Below are 16,803 nucleotides of genomic sequence, written 5' to 3'. Positions count from 1 at the left end.
ACAGGTGCCCGGGCCTTGGCCCGGGAAACATTCGACACGATGAGTGCTGGCTCATGAATAGACTCTCTCTTTTGGTCAGTCGGTTATTGCTTGCCCTCGCCGGGACGGCCTTGCTGGCGATGATGCTGCTGGTGGTGACCAATATCGTCATGCGCCAGTTCGCCTCCTCATTCGGCGGTACCACCGAGGTGGTGGGCTGGCTCACGGCGGTGGTGGTGGCGTTATCCCTGGCCTATGCCCAGGCCACCAAGGCGCACATCGAGCTGGATATGCTGGTGGCTCGAATGCCTCGGGGATTACAGCGTCTCATACAGGCCCTGGTGGCGCTGACGAGCCTGCTGTTCTTCGCCATGGTGGCGTTCAAGCTCTGGGAGTACGGCATCCTGGCCATGCAGCGTGGCACCGTCTCGCAGTCTCTGCGCTTGGCCATCTATCCCATCATCTACATGGTCGCCTTCGGCTTCACCGCGTTCTGCCTGGTGCTGCTGGTGGACGTGCTGGAGTGCCTGACTCGGAGTAAGCAAGCATGAGCTTCACCATGTTGGCCATCGTTGGCGTGCTGGCGCTTTTCCTGCTGATCGTGCTGAAAATGCCCATCAGCTTTGCCATGTTCATCGTCGGCTTCTTCGGGATGCTGCACATCACCAGCCCCATGGCGGCATACAACATCATCAGCTCGGGTATCTGGGAGCAGCTCTCCTCCTACTCCCTGAGCGTCATACCGCTGTTCGTTTTCATGGGGGAGCTGCTGTTCCGCTCGGGAATCACCGAGAAACTCTTCGCTGCCTCATACGCCTGGACGGGGCATCGTCAGGGCTCCATGGCCACGACGACGATCCTGAGCAGCGCCGGGTTCGCCGCGGTGTGCGGTTCCAACACGGCGACGGCCGCCACGGTGGGTACCATTGCCCTGCCGGAAATGAAGAAGTTCGGCTACCAGAAGGCGCTGAGCGCCGGCAGCGTCGCCACCGGCGGCACCCTGGGCATCATCATTCCGCCGAGTGCCGTGTTGATCGTGATCGCGCTGCAGGCCGAGCTGGCCATTCGCGACCTCTTCATCGCCAGCATCGTGCCCGGCTTGATCCTGATGACGCTCTTCGTGCTGACCATTGCCTATCTCTGCTGGCGCAACCCGGAGATGGCGCCGGCCGGCGTGCGCTCCAGCTGGGGCGTGCGACTAGCCTCGCTCAAGGGCGTGCTGGAGATATTCGCGCTCTTCATCCTGGTGTTGGGCGGGCTGTTCGCCGGCTGGTTCACCTCCACCGAGGCGGCGGCGGTTGGCTGCGTCGGCGCCATCGCCATCATCGGCCTGCGTGGACGGTTCACATGGGCGATGCTGCGTGACGCCTTGAGCAACACCCTCAGAACCTCGGCGATGATCCTGATGCTGGTGGCAGGAGCGGTGGTGTTCGGGCGCTTCCTGACCGTGACACGGCTGCCCTTCCTGGTTGGCGAGTGGGCCGCGGCGCTGCCCCTGCCGGCGGTGCTGGTCATGGCCTGCGTGCTGCTGATCTACGTGATCGGTGGGGCGTTGATGGATGCCATGGGCTTCTTGATCATCTCGATTCCCATCTTCTTCCCGGTGGCGCTGGTGCTGGGCTACGACCCGATCTGGTTCGGCATCATGGTCTGCATCGTGACCAGCATGGGAGCGATCACACCGCCGGTGGGGGTCAATGCCTTCATCGTCAAGAGCCTCGATCCCGAGCTCAGCTTCGGCGAGATCTTTCGCGGCGTCGGCTACTTCATGTCGCCTTATCTGATATGCATCGCGCTGCTGCTGTTGGTGCCCGAGATCGTGCTGTTCGTTCTCTGAAGTAAAGGTAGGAAGTGAAGGTAAATAGGTAGGGCGAAAGTAGGTCAAGAAACGAATCAGCGTGCCATTAAATACTTGAAATTTCATGTGAGAAATAAACAAAAGGCTGCCATGTCATCTCTCATCCAAGCTCTCGACCTCGGCACGGGCCCCAAGCGAGTCGTGGTCAAGGACAGCATCGATATCGCCGGCTACCCGACCCGGGCGGGCTCGGCGGCGCTGGCCGGTGCGCCGGCGGCCAAGAGGCATGCCGAGATCGTCGAGCGCACGCTGGCAGCCGGTTACCGCATCGTCGGCAAGGCCAACCTGCATGAGCTGGCGTTCGGCATGACCGGGCTCAACGCTTGGACAGGCACCCCCGAGAATCCGCGCTTCCCGGCACTGATCCCGGGTGGGTCTTCCAGCGGCTCGGCGGCGGCGGTCGCGGCGGGCCTGGCCGAGATCGGCATCGGCACCGACACGGGCGGCTCGATCCGGGTGCCGGCAGCCTGCTGCGGTGTGTACGGATTGAAGCCCACCTTCGGTCGGCTCGGTCGGCACGGGGTCATGCCCACGTTCAGCAGCCTGGACTGCGTGGGACCGCTCAGCGCCGATCTCGATGAGCTGATCGCCTTCATGGCGGCCGTGGACGACGGTTTCGCGGTCGGAGAGGGCGCGGCGATGCCACGCCTGTGCAGGCTAGAGGTGGCGGCCGATACGACGGTTCTCGCTGCGGTGGAGGCGTGTCTCGAAGGCGCCGGGCTGGCCGGCAAGAAGGGCGATCTGCCGCTGATGGACGAAGCTTTTGATGCCGCCATGGCGCTGATCAAGCGCGAAACCTACATGGCCTGTGCCGCCTGGCTCGACAGCGGCCGCCTGGGAAGTGACGTGGAGCGCCGCCTGCGTGCGGCCGCCGAGACCACCGACGCCGAACTGCGCGAGGCCGAAGCGGTGCGCCTGGCCTTCACTGCCGCCGTCGACCGGCTGCTCGAGACTTACGAGGTGCTGGCGCTGCCGACACTGCCGCACTTTCCGCTGACCCGCGCGGCAGCCGAGGTGGGGCAGCAGGACCTGAGCGTCTCGTCCCTGGTGCGGCCCTTCAATCTTTCGGGGCATCCCGCCCTGAGCCTGCCTCTGCCCCCGAGCCGGGGACGGCCGGTGAGCCTGCAGCTCATTGGCCGGCGTGGCGATGACGCCAGTGTCTGCCGGGCCGCGCGCTATCTGGTCGCGCGCTACTTGGTGGGTACAGGGCCTGACGAGGCCATTCAAACAACAGGAGAAGCCCATGCACAGCCAGGTCGATAAAGCCCAGTGGGGCGGAGAGGAGCGCTTCGATGCGCTGCTCGACAATATCCGCCAGCGGCGAGAAGAGTTCGAAGCACAGCGACACCTCTCGCCGGACATCGTCGAGGAGTTCAAGGCCATTGGCGTCTATCGCGCCATGGTGCCGGCCAGGTACGGCGGCGATGAGAAATCCCCCGCCGAGTTCCTGAAGATGGTCGAAGCCATTTCGGCGGCCGACGGTTCCGCCGGCTGGGTGGCTAGCTTCGGCATGAACCCCGCCTACCTGGCGGCGTTGCCCGAGGCGACCATCACCCAGATCTGGAAGGACTCTCCCGACGTGGTGTTCGCGGGGGGTATCTTTCCGCCCCATCCCGCCGAGCGGGTCGACCGCGGCTTTCGCATCAAGGGGCGCTGGAAATTCGCCAGCGGTTGCATGAGCGCCTCGCTGTGCGGTGTCGGCATCCAGCCCGACGACCCCGGCGCCCTGCCGCGCATGGCGGTGCTGCCCCGCGAGCAGGTTCGCATCGACCCCACCTGGAACATGCTGGGCATGGTCGCCACCGGCAGCCACGACCTGGTGGTGGACGAGGCCTACGTTGCCGAGGAGTGGACCTTCGTGCGCGGCGCCAGGGCCACCATCGACGCGCCCTTCTTCCGCTACCCCGCCCTCTCCTTTGCCACCCAGGTACTGGCGGTCACCACCCTGGGGCTGGCGCGGGAGGCTCTGGACGTGGTGCGGGCCATGGCCGGAGGGCGCAAGTCGGTCACCGGGGCGCCCAATCTGGGCGAACGCGAGTACGCCCAGATCGGCCTGGCCAAGGCCGAGGCCCGGGTGCGTGCCGCCCGTGCCTTCTTCTACGACAGCACCGAATCGGCCTGGAGTGCCGTCGAGGCCGGCGGCGAGCCGAGCCGCGAGCAGATCAACCTGCTGCGACTCTCCGCTACCCACCTGACCCATGAGTGCGCCGAGGCCATCCGCAGCGTGTACCAGATCAGCGGCATGACCGGTGCCGAGAACGGCCACCCCTTGTCACGCATTTTGCGTGACGCATCGCTGTGCACCCAGCACGCCTTCATGGGCGAGATCACCTGGAAGAACGCCGGGGCCATCTTCTTCGATCACGACCCCCTGCCGGGTTACCTGTGAGCCGAAACGATAACTGAGAAAGGAGAGCATCATGATGCATCGCGTACTGTTTTGCTGCGGCATCAATCAGAACTTCATGAACGCCACCGCCGAGGAGGCCAAGCAGGTGTGGGAGGCCACCCGCGAGATGTTGCAGGGCATCGACGGCCTGCCCGGCTTGACGATCCTGGGCATCATGGACGACGACCGCATTCAGGTCGGCCCCTCCCTCGCCGCCCCCTGGACCTTCTACATCATGGCCGACGTGGAGGACTACGAATCCATCGTCGAGGCCTGCAACTTCTTCCGCACCACGCCGGTGGGCGACGGCACCTACAAGCTGTGGAAATACTGCCGGGTCGAGGCGCGAATCGGGCGCGAACTGGTCGTGCCCGAGTGACGGAAAAACCATCGGCAAGCCGTTTCGAAAAGGGCCGCCAATAGCTAATTCGAGGTCATCATGAATAGCCAAAACAAGATCGACATCACCCCTCACGAGCTGGTGTTCAAGGATCACATTCGCACGCCCATGTACGAGGATCCCAGGCTGTTCGAGGAGGAGATGCAGAAAATCTTCAAGAAAACCTGGGTGTGGGTTGCCCACGAAAGCGAGTTCCCCGAAAAGGGTTCGTTCAGGCTCTCCCAGGTGGGGCTCGAGCCGGTGATCGTGGTGCGCGACAGGAAGGGTGCGATCCACGTCATGGTGAACCGCTGCCGCCATCGTGCCGCCACGGTGTGCGAGGTGAAGAAGGGCAAGACCTCCTCGTTCCAGTGCCCTTACCACGGCTGGGGCTACGGGCTGGATGGCTCGCTGCGGGCGCTGCCTTACCCCGAGCAGTACGGCGACGATTTCGACAAGGCGCAGCACGGCCTGCTCAAGCTGCGCACCGAGTCCTACGCCGGCATGGTCTTCGCCACCTTCAATGAAGAAGCCGAACCGCTGGTCGATTTCCTCGGTCCGGTCACCAAGTGGATCGACCTGTTCATGAAGCAGGGGGCGGGCTATCCAGTCAAGGTGCTGGGCGAGCATCAGTTCAGCGTGCCGATGAACTGGAAGGTCCAGCTCGAGAACACCACTGACGCCTATCATTTCCCCGTCGTGCACAAGTCCTTCCTGCAGTCGTTGGATGACGAGACCGAGGAGGTCTTCTCCTTCCTGGATCAGGGCAAGGGGTACGTCGAGGATCTCGGCAACGGCCACTCGGTGATGGTCATGATCCCCGAGCTGGTGGATCTCGACGACAACCTCGAGGCGCCGATCCCCGAGCGCTTTACGGAGCTGGCCCGGGAGCTGCGCGACGAAGGCTACCCCGATGAGCAGGTGAGGCGCATCGTGCGCGCCGTGGGCGGGGCCGGCTTCAACCTCAATCTGTTTCCCAACGTCTCGTTCTCGCTGGCCTTCTTCCGCGTCTTGACGCCGGTGAACGTCGAGCGGACCGACATTCGTCACATCGCCATCGGCATGGACGGCGGCCCGGAGGCGGCCAACCAGGTGCGCCTGCGCCTGCACGAACACTTCCAGGGGCCGATGGGCTTCGGCTCGCCCGACGACGCGGAGGTGTGGGAGCGCATACAACGCGGCGTCAAAGGGGGCGCGGAGCTGCCCATTCTGCTCAATCGCGGTCTCGTCGACGAGCAGCCGGGCGAGGTGGGGCCCCGCGGCCATATCAGTGCCGAGACCGGCATGCGGGCGGCGTACGACATGTGGAAGAGGATGATGCAGGCATGAACGAGATGATCAAGCGAGATAATGACTCCCTGCTGCGCGATGCGGAAGCCTTCATCTGGGCCGAGGCGGACATGCTGGACCGTCAGGACTACGACGCCTGGCTCGCCCTGTGGAGCGAGGAGGGCTTCTACACCCTGCCCATCGGCGACGGCGAGGACTTCGCCAACACGCTCAACCTCTGCCACGACGATGCCAAGATGCGGCGCGACCGCATCGCCCGCTTCCAGCAGGGGTTCTCGATCTCCTCGGCGCCGCCGGCCCGCACCATTCGCACAGTGTCGCGCTTCGTCATCGACGAGGTCGAGGGCGACGAAGTAACGGTGCGCTGCGCCGAGCACTTGATCGAAGACAAGTTCGGGCGCCAGCGGATCTGGGCCGCGAACCTGAGCTACACCCTCATCGTCACGCCGGGCGGCTTCAAGATCCGCCACAAGGTGGCGCGTCTGCTCAACTCCGACGGGATGCTGAACTCGTTCAGCTATTTGTTCTGATGACGATGCCGACTCCTGACAAGATCCAGACGGCGGTGGTGACCGGTGGGGCGCGTGGTTTCGGCGCCGAAGCCGTGCGCGCCCTGCATCGGGCCGGTTTCCGGGTGGTGATTTCGGACATCGAGCCCGAGCCGGCTGCGGCGCTGGCCGCCGAACTCGACCTGGCGGGCGACACTGCCGTCTCCGCCACCCTGGACGTGTCGCAACCCGAAGACTTCCAGGCCGTGCTCGACAAGTGCATCGAGCGCTGGGGGGCGGTCGAGGTGCTGGTCAACAACGCGGCGCGCACGGTGGTGCAGGGGCTGCTGGAGATCGACCCCGCGGACTTCAATGCCGTGCTGGCCACCAACGCCGGCGGCACCTTCGCCGGCAGCCAGGTCTTCGGCCGCCACTTCAAGGCGCGCGGCTACGGGCGAATCGTCAATCTCGCCTCCCTGGCGGGGCAGAACGGCGGCACGGCCACCGGGGCGCACTATGCCGCCTCCAAGGGCGCCATCCTCACGCTGACGAAGATCTTCGCCCGCGATCTCGCGCCCTTTGGCGTCACCTGCAATGCCATCGCGCCCGGCCCCATGGATACGCCCATGGTGCGCTCCGTGCTGGGCGGCAATCTCGAGCAGGCCATCGCCAACATCCCGGTGGGCAGCCTGGGTGACCCGCACTTCGTCGCCGAGCTGGTGGTGCTGCTGGCGAGCCCCAGGGCGGCCTTCGTCAACGGCGCCTGCTGGGACGTCAACGGTGGAATCTACATGAGGTGATGCCAATGGATACCGCTAACCAACGCCTGACGCTGGCGATCGACCAGCGCATCGATGAGCCGGGCGGCATTGCCAGGCTGCGGCTGCGCTCGCTCGACGGCGCGCCGCTGGCGCCCTTCACCGCCGGCGCGCATCTGGACGTGCACGTGCGCGATGGCGAGATCGACCTGTGGCGCCAGTACTCGCTCTGCTCGGATCCGCAAGTGAACGAGTTCTACGAGATCGGCGTGCTGCGCGACCCCAACAGCCGCGGTGGCTCGGAGGCCCTGCATCGAATCGCCAGGGTGGGGGAGACGCTCGAGATAGAGGGGCCGAGAAATCACTTCCCGCTACACGAGGAGGCGCCGCAGAGCCTGCTGTTCGGCGGCGGCATCGGGGTCACGCCGATGATGGCGATGGCTCGCCGCCTGCGCGCGCTGGGCAAGGACTTCACGCTGCACTACTGCACGCGCTCGCGCAGCGTGACGGCCTTCCGCGGCGAGGTGGAGGCGGCCGGGCTTTCCGACGTCGTCGTCTATCACCATGACGACGAGTTGGAGACCAAGCTCGATCTGAACGCCGAGCTCGCCGCTGCCAGGGAAGGCGCGCACGTCTACGTATGCGGTCCCCAGGGATTCATGGAGTGGGTGATCTCGCGGGCCCGGGAGTCCGGCATCGGCGATGAGCGTATTCATCGCGAATTCTTTTCGGTGGACGTCGATGTCTCGGGCGACGTTTTCGAGGTGATTGCCGAAAGGTCTGGCGTCACTGTCTCCGTGGGTAGCGAGGAGACCATTGCCAAGGCCCTCGCCAAGGCCGGCGTGAAAGTGGAAGTGAAATGCGAGGAGGGCGTGTGCGGTACTTGTGTGGCCGACGTCATCGAAGGTGAGATCGATCATCGCGATCACTTTCTCACCGAAGAGGAGAAGCAGGAGGGCGAGATGATGTGCGTCTGCTGCTCTCGGGCTAAGGGTAAACGGATCGTTCTCGATCTCTGACGGCCAGAATCTGACGACAAGAAAAGGACAAGACAATGCCAACCGTTCACGTCTACATGATGGCGGGTCGTAGCCAGGATCAGAAGGAGACTCTGATCCGTAAGGTGACGGACGCCATCGCCGAATCCATCGATGCCCCCGCAGCGAACGTGCGGGTCATCATCAGCGAAATACCCAAGAGCGACTACGGCATCGCCGGCACCACCGGCGAGAAATTGGGGCGCTGAAAATAATAGTCCCCGTGTGGGAGGGAGAGCCGCTTATGAGCTTCGATACGAGAGATTTCCGCAGCGCGCTGGGCAAGTTCGCCACCGGTGTGACGGTGGTCACCGCGTGCGAGGGCGAGGAGAACCATGGCGTCACCGCCAGCAGCTTCAATTCGGTGTCGATGGAGCCGCCGCTGATCCTGTGGAGCATCGACAAGGGCGCCTACAGCCTGAATGCCTACCGCCATGCCGAACACTTCGTGGTCAACGTGCTTAGCAATGAGCAGGTCGACATCTCCAATCGCTTTGCACGGCGGGGTGAGGACAAGTTCGTCGGCATCGACATCGAGGAGGGGCTCGGCGGCGTAGCCAAGGTGAAGGGCGCCGCGGCGCATTTCGAATGCCGCACGTGGAACGTCTACGAGGGCGGCGATCATCTGATCATCGTCGGCGAAGTGGTGCGCTACGCCTATCGCAACGAGGGCAGCGCCCTGGTCTTCCACAACGGGCGCTATGCCGTGCCCGAGCCGCATCCTCTGCTACTCAACGTCGGCGAGCGCCCGGCATTGAACGGCCGACTCGGCAAGCACCTGCTCTACCTGATGCGCCAGGCGCTAGCCGCCTACCGCAGCGACTTCTATCCGCGTCTCGGCAGCCTGGGAGTCAACGACAACGAATGGCGGATTCTGACCCTGCTGGCAGACCGCGGTCCTCAGGCCGCCGAGGCCTTGGCTGAGCGCGTGGCCCAGCCCCAGGCGGATCTCGAGGACACGCTCGACGGACTGCGCGAGCGTGGCCTGGTCGGCCCGGGCGAAGACGGTTGCGTCCGGCTCAGCGATGAGGGGCAGGCGTTGGCGCTGCGCTTGCTGGCCATGGCCGACGACTACGAGCGACGCCTGTTCGAGAACCTGGCGCCGGCCGAAGTGAGCGCGATCAAGTCGGGGCTGGGGCGCGTGATCGAGCGCCTCGGCGCCCCTCTATAGCGCAAGCACTGCACAAATGCCTGCGCGAGCGAATCGCTGCGTTGCGCGGTGCCGAAGCGTCGGACCGTCGGATCCTCACCTATACCCCATAGGCTCCGGTTGACTCGCAGCCTTCGGCTTCTCGCCCCTTCGGGGCCAGCCTACGGCTGTTTGTCGCTTCGCTCGGTACTGTGCTCCGTGCGCCTTGCGCTTCATCTCGCTCGTCGATTTGTTCAGCGCTGCGTAGCCCGCGAAACCATTCCGTTGGAAAAAGGAGAGAGAAATGTCGCAAGTGACGAATGCTGAAATGAAAGCCCTGGTGGCACGCATCGAAACGTTGGAGGCCGAGGCCGAGATCCGTCGTCTCCAGGCGCGCTACATGTTCCTGTGCGACACGCCGATTCCCGAATATGGCGTGAAGAGTGATGAGGAGCGCATCGAGCTGATCATGGCGCTGTATACCGAAGACGCTGTGTGGGAAGGCGTTGGCGAGTACTACGACAACCAGTTCGGCCGTGCCGAAGGGGCGGCGGCCATCCGGCGCCATTTCCAGGGGTTCTGGAAGAAGGATCAGGATCCCAAGCTGCTACTCAACGTTCACTACCTGACCTCGGAGCAGATCCACGTCAGGGGCGATGTCGCAGAGGGCCAGTGGGTGCACTGCCAGCCGTGGATCTTCTCCGATGGCAAGGCGCTGCTGCGCTCGTCGCGGCTCAACAACGCCTTCCGCAAGGAGCCTGATGGCACCTGGAAGATCACCCGGACGCGCACGGAGAACGTCTTTGTCGCGCCGCTGCAAGAGGGCTGGGCGAGCGATTACCCAACGCAATCGGTATTGCTCAAGCCCTGAGGAGAAAGGTATGCCACACGATTTCCTCTACACGGCCAACCCGGCGCGCGTGCTCTTCGGGCCCGGCAGCCTGGCCCGGATCGCCGACGAAGTGCGCCTGCTGGGCTGCCGCAGGGCTCTGGTGCTGTCGACGCCTTCCCGGCGCGAGGATGCCCTACGCCTTAACGCGCAGCTCGGCGAACTGGGGGGCGGGGTCTTCAGCGGGGCGGTGATGCACACCCCGGTGCACGTGACCGAGCAGGCCATGGCGGCGTTCGAGGACGCCGCTGCCGATGGCATCGTCGCCCTGGGCGGGGGCTCGACCATCGGCTTGAGCAAGGCGATCGCCTATCGCAATGGTGTGCCGCAGGTGGTGGTGGCGACCACCTATGCCGGCTCCGAGGTCACGCCGATCCTGGGCCAGACCGAGAACGGCGTGAAGACCACCGTCAAGGGCGCTGCCATCCTGCCCGAGGTGGTGATCTACGACGCCGAACTCACCTTGGGGCTGCCGGTGGCGACCAGCGTGACCAGCGGCCTCAACGCCATGGCCCATGCGGTGGAGGGGCTCTACGCCAAGGACCGCAACCCCCTGACCGGGCTGATGGCCATGGAGGGGTTGCGCAGTCTCAAGCAGGCGCTGCCGGCCATCGTCGAACGCCCGCAGGACCTGCAGGCACGCAGCGATGCGCTGTATGGCGCCTGGCTGTGCGGCAGCGTGCTGGGCAGCGTGGGCATGGCGCTACACCATAAGCTCTGTCACACCCTGGGCGGCCGCTTCGACCTGCCCCACGCTGAGACCCACGCCATCCTGCTGCCGCATACCGCGGCCTACAACGCCCAGGCTGCCGCCGAGGTCCTGGCGCCGGCGGCGAGCCTGTTCGGCGGCGAGCTGGGCGGCGGCCTCTACGACTTCGCCGGCTCCCTTGGGGCGCCCCTTGCCCTCGCGGCGCTGGGGCTGCGCGAGTCCGAGCTGGACGAGGCGGCTGACCTGGCGGCTATGAATCCTTACTGGAACCCCCGGCCGATCGAGCGCGACGCCATACGTGAGCTGCTCCAGCGCGCCTGGCGTGGCGGCCGGCCCCAGTGATGTCTTCAGGCCTGAGCGGCTCACCCGGATCCGAGCAATGGGGCCATCGAGGAGAATGGAGCATGTCCGAGATCGACTATTTCACCGAAGCGAACTCCGTCGAAGCGGTCAATGCGCGCATGGGCGAGGAGACCGACCCCAGGCTGCGTGAGATCATGGCGTCGCTGATCCGCCACCTGCATGGCTTCGTCAAGGAAGTCGGGCTGACCCAGGCCGAGTGGGAAGTGGCTATCGACTTCCTGACTCGCACCGGGCAGCTGTGCGACGACAAGCGCCAGGAGTTCATCCTGCTCTCCGATACCCTCGGGGTCTCCATGCTGGTGGATGCCATTCAGCACCGCCGCCCGGCGGGCGCGACCGAGAACACGGTGTTCGGCCCCTTCCATGTGGACGGCGCGCCGGAGCTGCCCATGGGGACTTCCATCTCGCTGGATGGCAAGGGCGAAGCCTGCCGCTACCAGGGCCGAGTGCTCGACCTGGAGGGCAACCCCATCGAGGGGGTGCGTATCGACGTCTGGTCGGACAACAGCGACGGCTTCTATGACGTCCAGCAGCCGAACCAGCAACCGGAATGGAACAATCGCGGCGTGTTCATTACCGGTGCCGATGGCCGCTACGACTTCATCGGCATCAAGCCGGTGCCTTACCCGATCCCCGACGATGGCCCGGTGGGCAAGATGCTGGCAAGCCTGGGGCGTCATCCGTGGCGGCCTGCGCATATGCATTTCATGCTCGAGCATCCCGACTATGAGCGGATCGTCACCCACACCTTCGTCTCGGGCGATGACTACCTGACATCGGATACGGTGTTCGGGGTCAAGGAATCGCTGGTCGTGGATTACCGTGAGTCAACGGATGAAAGTGTGGCATGGGAGGCAAACTTCGATTTCGTCATGATGAGGAAATAAAGCGATCTAAAAGAAGCGGACTATTAACGCAATTGGAAGCCGTGAAAAACGCTCAGTCTATCCAAAATAAGTTTTTTATTTTGGCGAAGAGTGGGTGAGTTTTCGGTTTTTGGGCATGTTTTATCTTATTGAATTAAAAGAAGATCGTAGTGCCGATTTGGGATAACGCCACTTGCCTGGGTGAGAATAATATAAAGCCTGTGATGTTGATAACTCCTATAATCACAATACGAAGGTCAAAAAAATGAGTGTAACCACTTCTCCTGCGATAGCTTCGACAGAGCTAAGGCGTGGCGCCTTGGGTGTCGGTTTCATTATCTTCTTCGTCGTATCCGCGGCGAGTCCATTCAGTGTTCTGGCCGGCGGCTTTCCGATCGGCATGATGCTGGGCAATGGTGCGGGGACCCCCGTGTTGATTGGCCTGGTATTGACGGTGCTGCTGATCTTCTCGGTGGGCTATACCACCATGGCCCGCTACGTGACCAATGCTGGCGGTTTCTATGCCTTCTCGGCGCGGGGCCTGGGCGGGATTGCCGGCGGTGCGGCCGCGGGGTTGGCGATCTTTGCCTACAATATTTTGCAGATCGCTCTCTACGGCATGTTCGGTGGCGTCGCCGCCGGCACCATGAGTGCCGTATTCGATCTGCACCTGCCATGGTGGATCTATTCGCTGCTGGCGATGGGCAGTATCGCGTTCCTCGGCTATCGCCAGATCGATCTCTCGGCCAAGGTGCTCTGCGTGATCGTCATGGTGGAGTATCTCGTCATCCTGGTGTTGAACGTGGCCATACTCTCCAGCGGTGGCGACAGCGGCGTGAATTTCGACTCTTTCCAGGCCAGGCACGTGTTCAGCGGCGCTCCCTCCATCGGCTTACTGTTCTGCTTTGCCGCGTTCATCGGCTTCGAAGCGACCACCATCTATGGTGAAGAGGCGAAGAATCCCCGGCGCGACATTCCGCTGGCGACCTATGCCTCCATCCTCTTGATCGGCTGCTTCTATGCGCTCTCCATCTGGTCGATGATCATCGGGGTCGGCGCCGACAAGATCGTACCCACTCTGTACGCGCTCGAGGATCCGACCACGTTGATCTACGGGCTGTCCGATCACTACGTCGGGCCTGAAATGACCCAGGTCATTCGCGTCCTATTCCTGGTGGGGATCTATGCCGGCCTGGTGGCGTTCCACAATTCGGCCGCCCGCTATTTCTAAGCCATCGGTCGTGATGGCCTGCTGCCAAGCGTCCTGGGCACCACCCACCCCGTGCATCAGAGCCCCCACATCGGCTCGCTGTTGCAGACGCTGATCGCGGCAACGGCGGTGATGATCTTTGCGGCTTCCGGCGGTGATCCCATCCTGCAACTGTTCGCCTGGTTCTCCAGCCTGGCTGCGCTCTCCCTGATCCTGCTGATGGCGATCACCTCGCTGGCGGTATTGCGCTATTTTCGCCGCCACCCCGAGCTGGGTGTGGGCCCGTGGAGAAGCAAGATCCTGCCCGCCTTCTCCAGTCTCGCGCTGCTCACCATGCTGGTCATCGCGGTGATGCACTTCGACGTTCTAACCGGGTCCAGCAAGGTGCTCTCCTACGGACTCTGCATTCTCATCGCCCTGGCGCTTGCCGTGGGTGGGGCGATGGCCATGCGTCTGCGCCAAACCTCTCCCGAGCAATTCCAGCAGCTCGGCTCTCATCGGCTGTAAGCCCTATGCCTTGATCGTGGGGAAGGTTTGCCTTTCCCGGCGAGGCGTCAAAGCATGAAGGACGGTTGTATGCGTAACTACGAATTGTTGATCAATGGCGACAGCGTACCGGGTGCCGCAGGGCATTTCGAGGTCATCGACCCGGCCATGGGGGCGCCCTTCGCACGGTGTCCGGCAGGCTCGACCGCGCAGCTGGATCAGGCGGTCAGCGCCGCCCGCGATGCCTTCGGTCAGTGGAAGCTCAGTACTCATGAGCAGAGATGCGAGTTGCTCAGTCGCATCGCTGACGACATCGAGCGTGAGGCGGACGAGCTGGCAAGGCTGATCGTCATGGAGCAGGGCAAGCCGCTGGCCCTGGCCTACTCCGAGGTGGGCGGCGGTGCGGCCTGGACACGCTATGCGGCCAGCCAGGAAGTGCCGGTCGAGCTGGTGGAAGAGACGCCTGCCCAGCGCATCGAGCTACACCACAAGCCGGTGGGCGTGGTGGCCTCCATCACGCCCTGGAACTGGCCCTTCATGATCGCGGTGTGGCATATCATGCCGGCGCTGCGAGCGGGTAACTGTGTAGTGAGCAAGCCCTCCAGCCTCACCCCGCTGAGCACGATTCGCCTGGGGGAGATCATCGCCCGCCACGTGCCCAAGGGGGTCATCAATGTCGTCACCGGCGGGCAGGGCTTCGGCAGCGCCATCACCGCTCACCCGGGTATCGACAAGATCGTCTTCACCGGTTCCACCGAAACCGGGCAGCGAGTCATGCAGGCGGCGGCCGGCAACCTCAAGCGCCTGACCTTGGAGCTGGGAGGCAACGATGCCGCCATCGTGCTGTCGGGCACGCCGGTGGATGCGGTGGTAGAGGAGATCTTCCAGGCGGCGTTCCTCAACATGGGGCAGACCTGCGCGGCACTGAAGCGGCTCTACGTGCACGAGTCCCAGTACCGCGAGTTCGCCGAGGCCCTGGCGGCCATTGCCGAGCGGCAGGTAGTCGGCGCTGGCCTGGAGGAGGGCGTGACCTTCGGTCCGATCCAGAACCTCGACCAGCTCGAGCTGGTGAGCGAACTCGTCGACGATGCCCGTGCCCAGGGCGCGCAGGTGCTGTGTGGCGGCACCCGCCTGGAGCGCCGGGGCTTCTTCTATCCGCCCACCATCGTCACCGGGGTCAGCGATGGCCACCGGCTGGTGGATGAAGAGCAGTTCGGCCCGGTGCTGCCATTGATCGCCTACCGCGACATCGAGGATGCCCTGCGGCGTGCCAATGCATCGCAGATGGGCTTGGGCGGCTCGGTGTGGGGCGAGGATGAAGCCCAGGCGCAGGCCATCGCCAGCCGGCTGGAGAGCGGTGTGGCCTGGGTCAACTGCCACGCCCAGATTCAACCCAATACGCCGTTCGGCGGCTGCAAGATGTCCGGCTTCGGCGTCGAGTTCGGCCTGCAGGGACTGCTCGAATTCACCACCCCGCAGCTGCTGTTCGTGCGACAGCGCACGAACTGAGTGGCTCATCCATCAAATGGGCCAACAACAACAAGACCATCAAGGTGACAAGATGAATGCTTTCAAGACGACTTGGGTAGCCAGTGGGATTCTGGCGCTGACGGTTTCCATTGGGCAGGCGGGTCAGGCCCAGGCCTACGAACTGGCAACGAGTGCCGATGGGGCCTTGAATCTCGATCTGCTGGCCGTGCATGGTTGGATGAACAGCCGCAAGAACTACGACGGCAGGGAGGATGGCTCCAGCTGGCGCGAGGGCTTCGTCAAGTACGGCGTCAACGGCCATCAGGGGCTGGGCGGCGCCGGCACTGTGTATGGTGGCCTCAACTGGGTCAGCTCCGCCACCTGGGGGGATGGCGATGCTGGCGGCAACAGCATCGGTACGGAACGCAGCACCACCCTCGAGGACGCCTACCTGGGATGGCGCTCCGCGGATCTCTTTCCCGCCCTGGGTACGGATGGTATGGATGTCTCGTTTGGCCGGCAGGCCGTCCAGCTTGGCAGGGGCTTCATCATCAACGACGATGGGTTGAATCTGGGCAGGGGGCCGGCCGATGGTGCCCTGGATCGTGGCGGCGCCTATTACCTGGCGGCCAGGCATGCCTTTGACCGTACCGCGGTGCTGCGCCTCGGCGGGGAGCAGGGCCTGCATGGGACGGCCGCCTGGCTCAAGTCCGATAACCTGGCCCAGGCAGAAACCGAGCTGGCCGCCGCTACCCTCGACTATGCCGGTGATGCAGGCCTTATCGGGCTGACCTGGGTGCATGGCCTTGACGTCAATCGTGAGTGGGCCGACGACTTTCTCGAGCAGCGTGACGGCATGAACGTCTACGGCCTGCGTGGGGAGGGCGACGCCGGCATCGAGAACGCCAACTTCGCCTTCGAATACGCCTGGCAGGACAAGGAGGCCGGCTCGGAAACCGCCTGGTATGCCGAGGCCGGCTACACCTTTGCGGATACTCCCTGGACGCCCAGCCTGACGTACCGCTATACCCGCTATTCGGAAGACTGGGATTCGCTGTTCACTGGCCTGAGCAGTCCCCAACTGGGTACCTGGCTGCAGGGCGAAGTGGCGGCCAACTATGCGGGGCCCTTTGCACGCAACAACGATGTCCACCATGTCGCCTTGAGGGCCAGCCCCAGGGAGAACCTCACCCTGGGGGCGCTGTTCTTCGACTTCAGTACCCTGAAGGGACGCGGTATGCAGAATCTGGATGCCAGGGAACTGGACCTGTACGCGGAGTGGGCCGTGACCGACAACGTCGTCATCAGCCCCCTGCTGGGCCTGTACAAGCCCAAGAGGGACGCAACCGAGGGCGGCACCCAGGTGGGCGGCAACGGCACCAACGTTTACGCCCAGCTCGTCTTGGCGGCGTTCTTCTGATCGCTCTATTCTGGTAGCTCTATTGTGTTAGACGGCCGGTGCCATGAGCTGACCCATGCTGCTGAGTCGCTAATGACGCGACG

General features: G+C 64.0%; 18 protein-coding genes. All 18 read left to right on the top strand.

Features of this window, described 5'->3' with window-relative positions; genetic code table 11:
• Positions 1-53: 53 nt before the first annotated feature.
• On the top strand, positions 54-530 hold the full coding sequence (locus CK498_RS19690; RefSeq protein ID WP_095622573.1) for a TRAP transporter small permease: 477 nt from the start codon (positions 54-56) through the stop codon (positions 528-530).
• Complete coding sequence (locus CK498_RS19685) at positions 527-1,816, top strand: TRAP transporter large permease (RefSeq protein WP_095622572.1); 1,290 nt, start codon at positions 527-529, stop codon at positions 1,814-1,816. The genes CK498_RS19690 and CK498_RS19685 overlap by 4 nt, the downstream gene beginning before the upstream one ends.
• A 111-nt stretch (positions 1,817-1,927) precedes the next feature.
• Positions 1,928-3,100, top strand: a complete 1,173-nt coding sequence (locus CK498_RS19680) for an amidase (protein ID WP_095622571.1) — start codon at positions 1,928-1,930, stop codon at positions 3,098-3,100.
• The gene (locus CK498_RS19675; RefSeq protein ID WP_095622570.1) at positions 3,081-4,226 is read left to right on the top strand and encodes an acyl-CoA dehydrogenase family protein; all 1,146 of its coding nucleotides are present in this window, start codon (positions 3,081-3,083) and stop codon (positions 4,224-4,226) included. The genes CK498_RS19680 and CK498_RS19675 overlap by 20 nt, the downstream gene beginning before the upstream one ends.
• A gap of 31 nt (positions 4,227-4,257) precedes the next feature.
• A complete protein-coding gene (locus CK498_RS19670) occupies positions 4,258-4,605 on the top strand; it encodes an IacB protein (protein WP_095622569.1) in 348 nt (115 codons plus the stop codon).
• Between the two features lie 60 nt (positions 4,606-4,665).
• Positions 4,666-5,934: an aromatic ring-hydroxylating oxygenase subunit alpha gene (locus CK498_RS19665; protein WP_095622568.1), complete on the top strand. Its 1,269-nt coding sequence runs from the start codon at positions 4,666-4,668 to the stop codon at positions 5,932-5,934.
• Entirely contained in the window at positions 5,931-6,425 is a 495-nt protein-coding gene (locus CK498_RS19660) for an aromatic-ring-hydroxylating dioxygenase subunit beta (protein ID WP_095622567.1), read from the top strand. The genes CK498_RS19665 and CK498_RS19660 overlap by 4 nt, the downstream gene beginning before the upstream one ends.
• Positions 6,425-7,183: an SDR family NAD(P)-dependent oxidoreductase gene (locus CK498_RS19655; protein WP_095622566.1), complete on the top strand. Its 759-nt coding sequence runs from the start codon at positions 6,425-6,427 to the stop codon at positions 7,181-7,183. Before CK498_RS19660 ends, CK498_RS19655 begins: the two co-directional genes overlap by 1 nt.
• A gap of 5 nt (positions 7,184-7,188) precedes the next feature.
• Positions 7,189-8,160: a PDR/VanB family oxidoreductase gene (locus CK498_RS19650; RefSeq protein WP_095622565.1), complete on the top strand. Its 972-nt coding sequence runs from the start codon at positions 7,189-7,191 to the stop codon at positions 8,158-8,160.
• A 35-nt stretch (positions 8,161-8,195) separates the two neighbouring features.
• Positions 8,196-8,387: a 2-hydroxymuconate tautomerase gene (locus CK498_RS19645; protein WP_095622564.1), complete on the top strand. Its 192-nt coding sequence runs from the start codon at positions 8,196-8,198 to the stop codon at positions 8,385-8,387.
• A gap of 35 nt (positions 8,388-8,422) precedes the next feature.
• Positions 8,423-9,349 (top strand): flavin reductase, encoded by a 927-nt coding sequence (locus CK498_RS19640; RefSeq protein WP_095622563.1) that lies wholly within the window; start codon positions 8,423-8,425, stop codon positions 9,347-9,349.
• 262 nt (positions 9,350-9,611) lie between these two features.
• Positions 9,612-10,178 carry a nuclear transport factor 2 family protein gene (locus tag CK498_RS19635; RefSeq protein WP_095622562.1) on the top strand — a complete coding sequence of 189 codons (567 nt, stop codon included), beginning with the start codon at positions 9,612-9,614 and terminating at the stop codon, positions 10,176-10,178.
• Positions 10,179-10,188: 10 nt separating this feature from the next.
• Positions 10,189-11,247: a maleylacetate reductase gene (locus CK498_RS19630; RefSeq protein WP_095622561.1), complete on the top strand. Its 1,059-nt coding sequence runs from the start codon at positions 10,189-10,191 to the stop codon at positions 11,245-11,247.
• A 62-nt stretch (positions 11,248-11,309) separates the two neighbouring features.
• Positions 11,310-12,155, top strand: a complete 846-nt coding sequence (locus CK498_RS19625) for an intradiol ring-cleavage dioxygenase (RefSeq protein ID WP_095622560.1) — start codon at positions 11,310-11,312, stop codon at positions 12,153-12,155.
• 298 nt (positions 12,156-12,453) lie between these two features.
• Positions 12,454-13,365: an APC family permease gene (locus tag CK498_RS26405; protein WP_217987818.1), complete on the top strand. Its 912-nt coding sequence runs from the start codon at positions 12,454-12,456 to the stop codon at positions 13,363-13,365.
• A gap of 51 nt (positions 13,366-13,416) precedes the next feature.
• On the top strand, positions 13,417-13,851 hold the full coding sequence (locus CK498_RS26400; protein ID WP_229359153.1) for a hypothetical protein: 435 nt from the start codon (positions 13,417-13,419) through the stop codon (positions 13,849-13,851).
• 69 nt (positions 13,852-13,920) lie between these two features.
• Positions 13,921-15,339, top strand: a complete 1,419-nt coding sequence (locus CK498_RS19615; RefSeq protein ID WP_095622559.1) for an aldehyde dehydrogenase family protein — start codon at positions 13,921-13,923, stop codon at positions 15,337-15,339.
• Between the two features lie 52 nt (positions 15,340-15,391).
• Positions 15,392-16,720 (top strand): hypothetical protein, encoded by a 1,329-nt coding sequence (locus tag CK498_RS19610; RefSeq protein WP_095622558.1) that lies wholly within the window; start codon positions 15,392-15,394, stop codon positions 16,718-16,720.
• The last annotated feature ends 83 nt before the right edge of the window (positions 16,721-16,803 follow it).

This window comes from Halomonas salipaludis (assembly GCF_002286975.1).
In the GTDB taxonomy this organism is placed as follows: domain Bacteria; phylum Pseudomonadota; class Gammaproteobacteria; order Pseudomonadales; family Halomonadaceae; genus Franzmannia; species Franzmannia salipaludis.
Note: the sequence above shows the minus strand (reverse complement) of the source record. Positions and strands in the feature narration are given on the sequence as shown.

Excerpts from the sequence above, each read along its gene's own strand:
- CK498_RS19690 (WP_095622573.1), top strand. The coding sequence starts at position 54 with ATGAATAGACTCTCTCTTTTGGTCAGTCGGTTATTGCTTGCCCTCGCC.
- CK498_RS19685 (WP_095622572.1), top strand. The coding sequence starts at position 527 with ATGAGCTTCACCATGTTGGCCATCGTTGGCGTGCTGGCGCTTTTCCTG.
- CK498_RS19680 (WP_095622571.1), top strand. The coding sequence starts at position 1,928 with ATGTCATCTCTCATCCAAGCTCTCGACCTCGGCACGGGCCCCAAGCGA.
- CK498_RS19675 (WP_095622570.1), top strand. The coding sequence starts at position 3,081 with ATGCACAGCCAGGTCGATAAAGCCCAGTGGGGCGGAGAGGAGCGCTTC.
- CK498_RS19670 (WP_095622569.1), top strand. The coding sequence starts at position 4,258 with ATGATGCATCGCGTACTGTTTTGCTGCGGCATCAATCAGAACTTCATG.
- CK498_RS19665 (WP_095622568.1), top strand. The coding sequence starts at position 4,666 with ATGAATAGCCAAAACAAGATCGACATCACCCCTCACGAGCTGGTGTTC.
- CK498_RS19660 (WP_095622567.1), top strand. The coding sequence starts at position 5,931 with ATGAACGAGATGATCAAGCGAGATAATGACTCCCTGCTGCGCGATGCG.
- CK498_RS19655 (WP_095622566.1), top strand. The coding sequence starts at position 6,425 with ATGACGATGCCGACTCCTGACAAGATCCAGACGGCGGTGGTGACCGGT.
- CK498_RS19650 (WP_095622565.1), top strand. The coding sequence starts at position 7,189 with ATGGATACCGCTAACCAACGCCTGACGCTGGCGATCGACCAGCGCATC.
- CK498_RS19645 (WP_095622564.1), top strand. The coding sequence starts at position 8,196 with ATGCCAACCGTTCACGTCTACATGATGGCGGGTCGTAGCCAGGATCAG.
- CK498_RS19640 (WP_095622563.1), top strand. The coding sequence starts at position 8,423 with ATGAGCTTCGATACGAGAGATTTCCGCAGCGCGCTGGGCAAGTTCGCC.
- CK498_RS19635 (WP_095622562.1), top strand. The coding sequence starts at position 9,612 with ATGTCGCAAGTGACGAATGCTGAAATGAAAGCCCTGGTGGCACGCATC.
- CK498_RS19630 (WP_095622561.1), top strand. The coding sequence starts at position 10,189 with ATGCCACACGATTTCCTCTACACGGCCAACCCGGCGCGCGTGCTCTTC.
- CK498_RS19625 (WP_095622560.1), top strand. The coding sequence starts at position 11,310 with ATGTCCGAGATCGACTATTTCACCGAAGCGAACTCCGTCGAAGCGGTC.
- CK498_RS19615 (WP_095622559.1), top strand. The coding sequence starts at position 13,921 with ATGCGTAACTACGAATTGTTGATCAATGGCGACAGCGTACCGGGTGCC.
- CK498_RS19610 (WP_095622558.1), top strand. The coding sequence starts at position 15,392 with ATGAATGCTTTCAAGACGACTTGGGTAGCCAGTGGGATTCTGGCGCTG.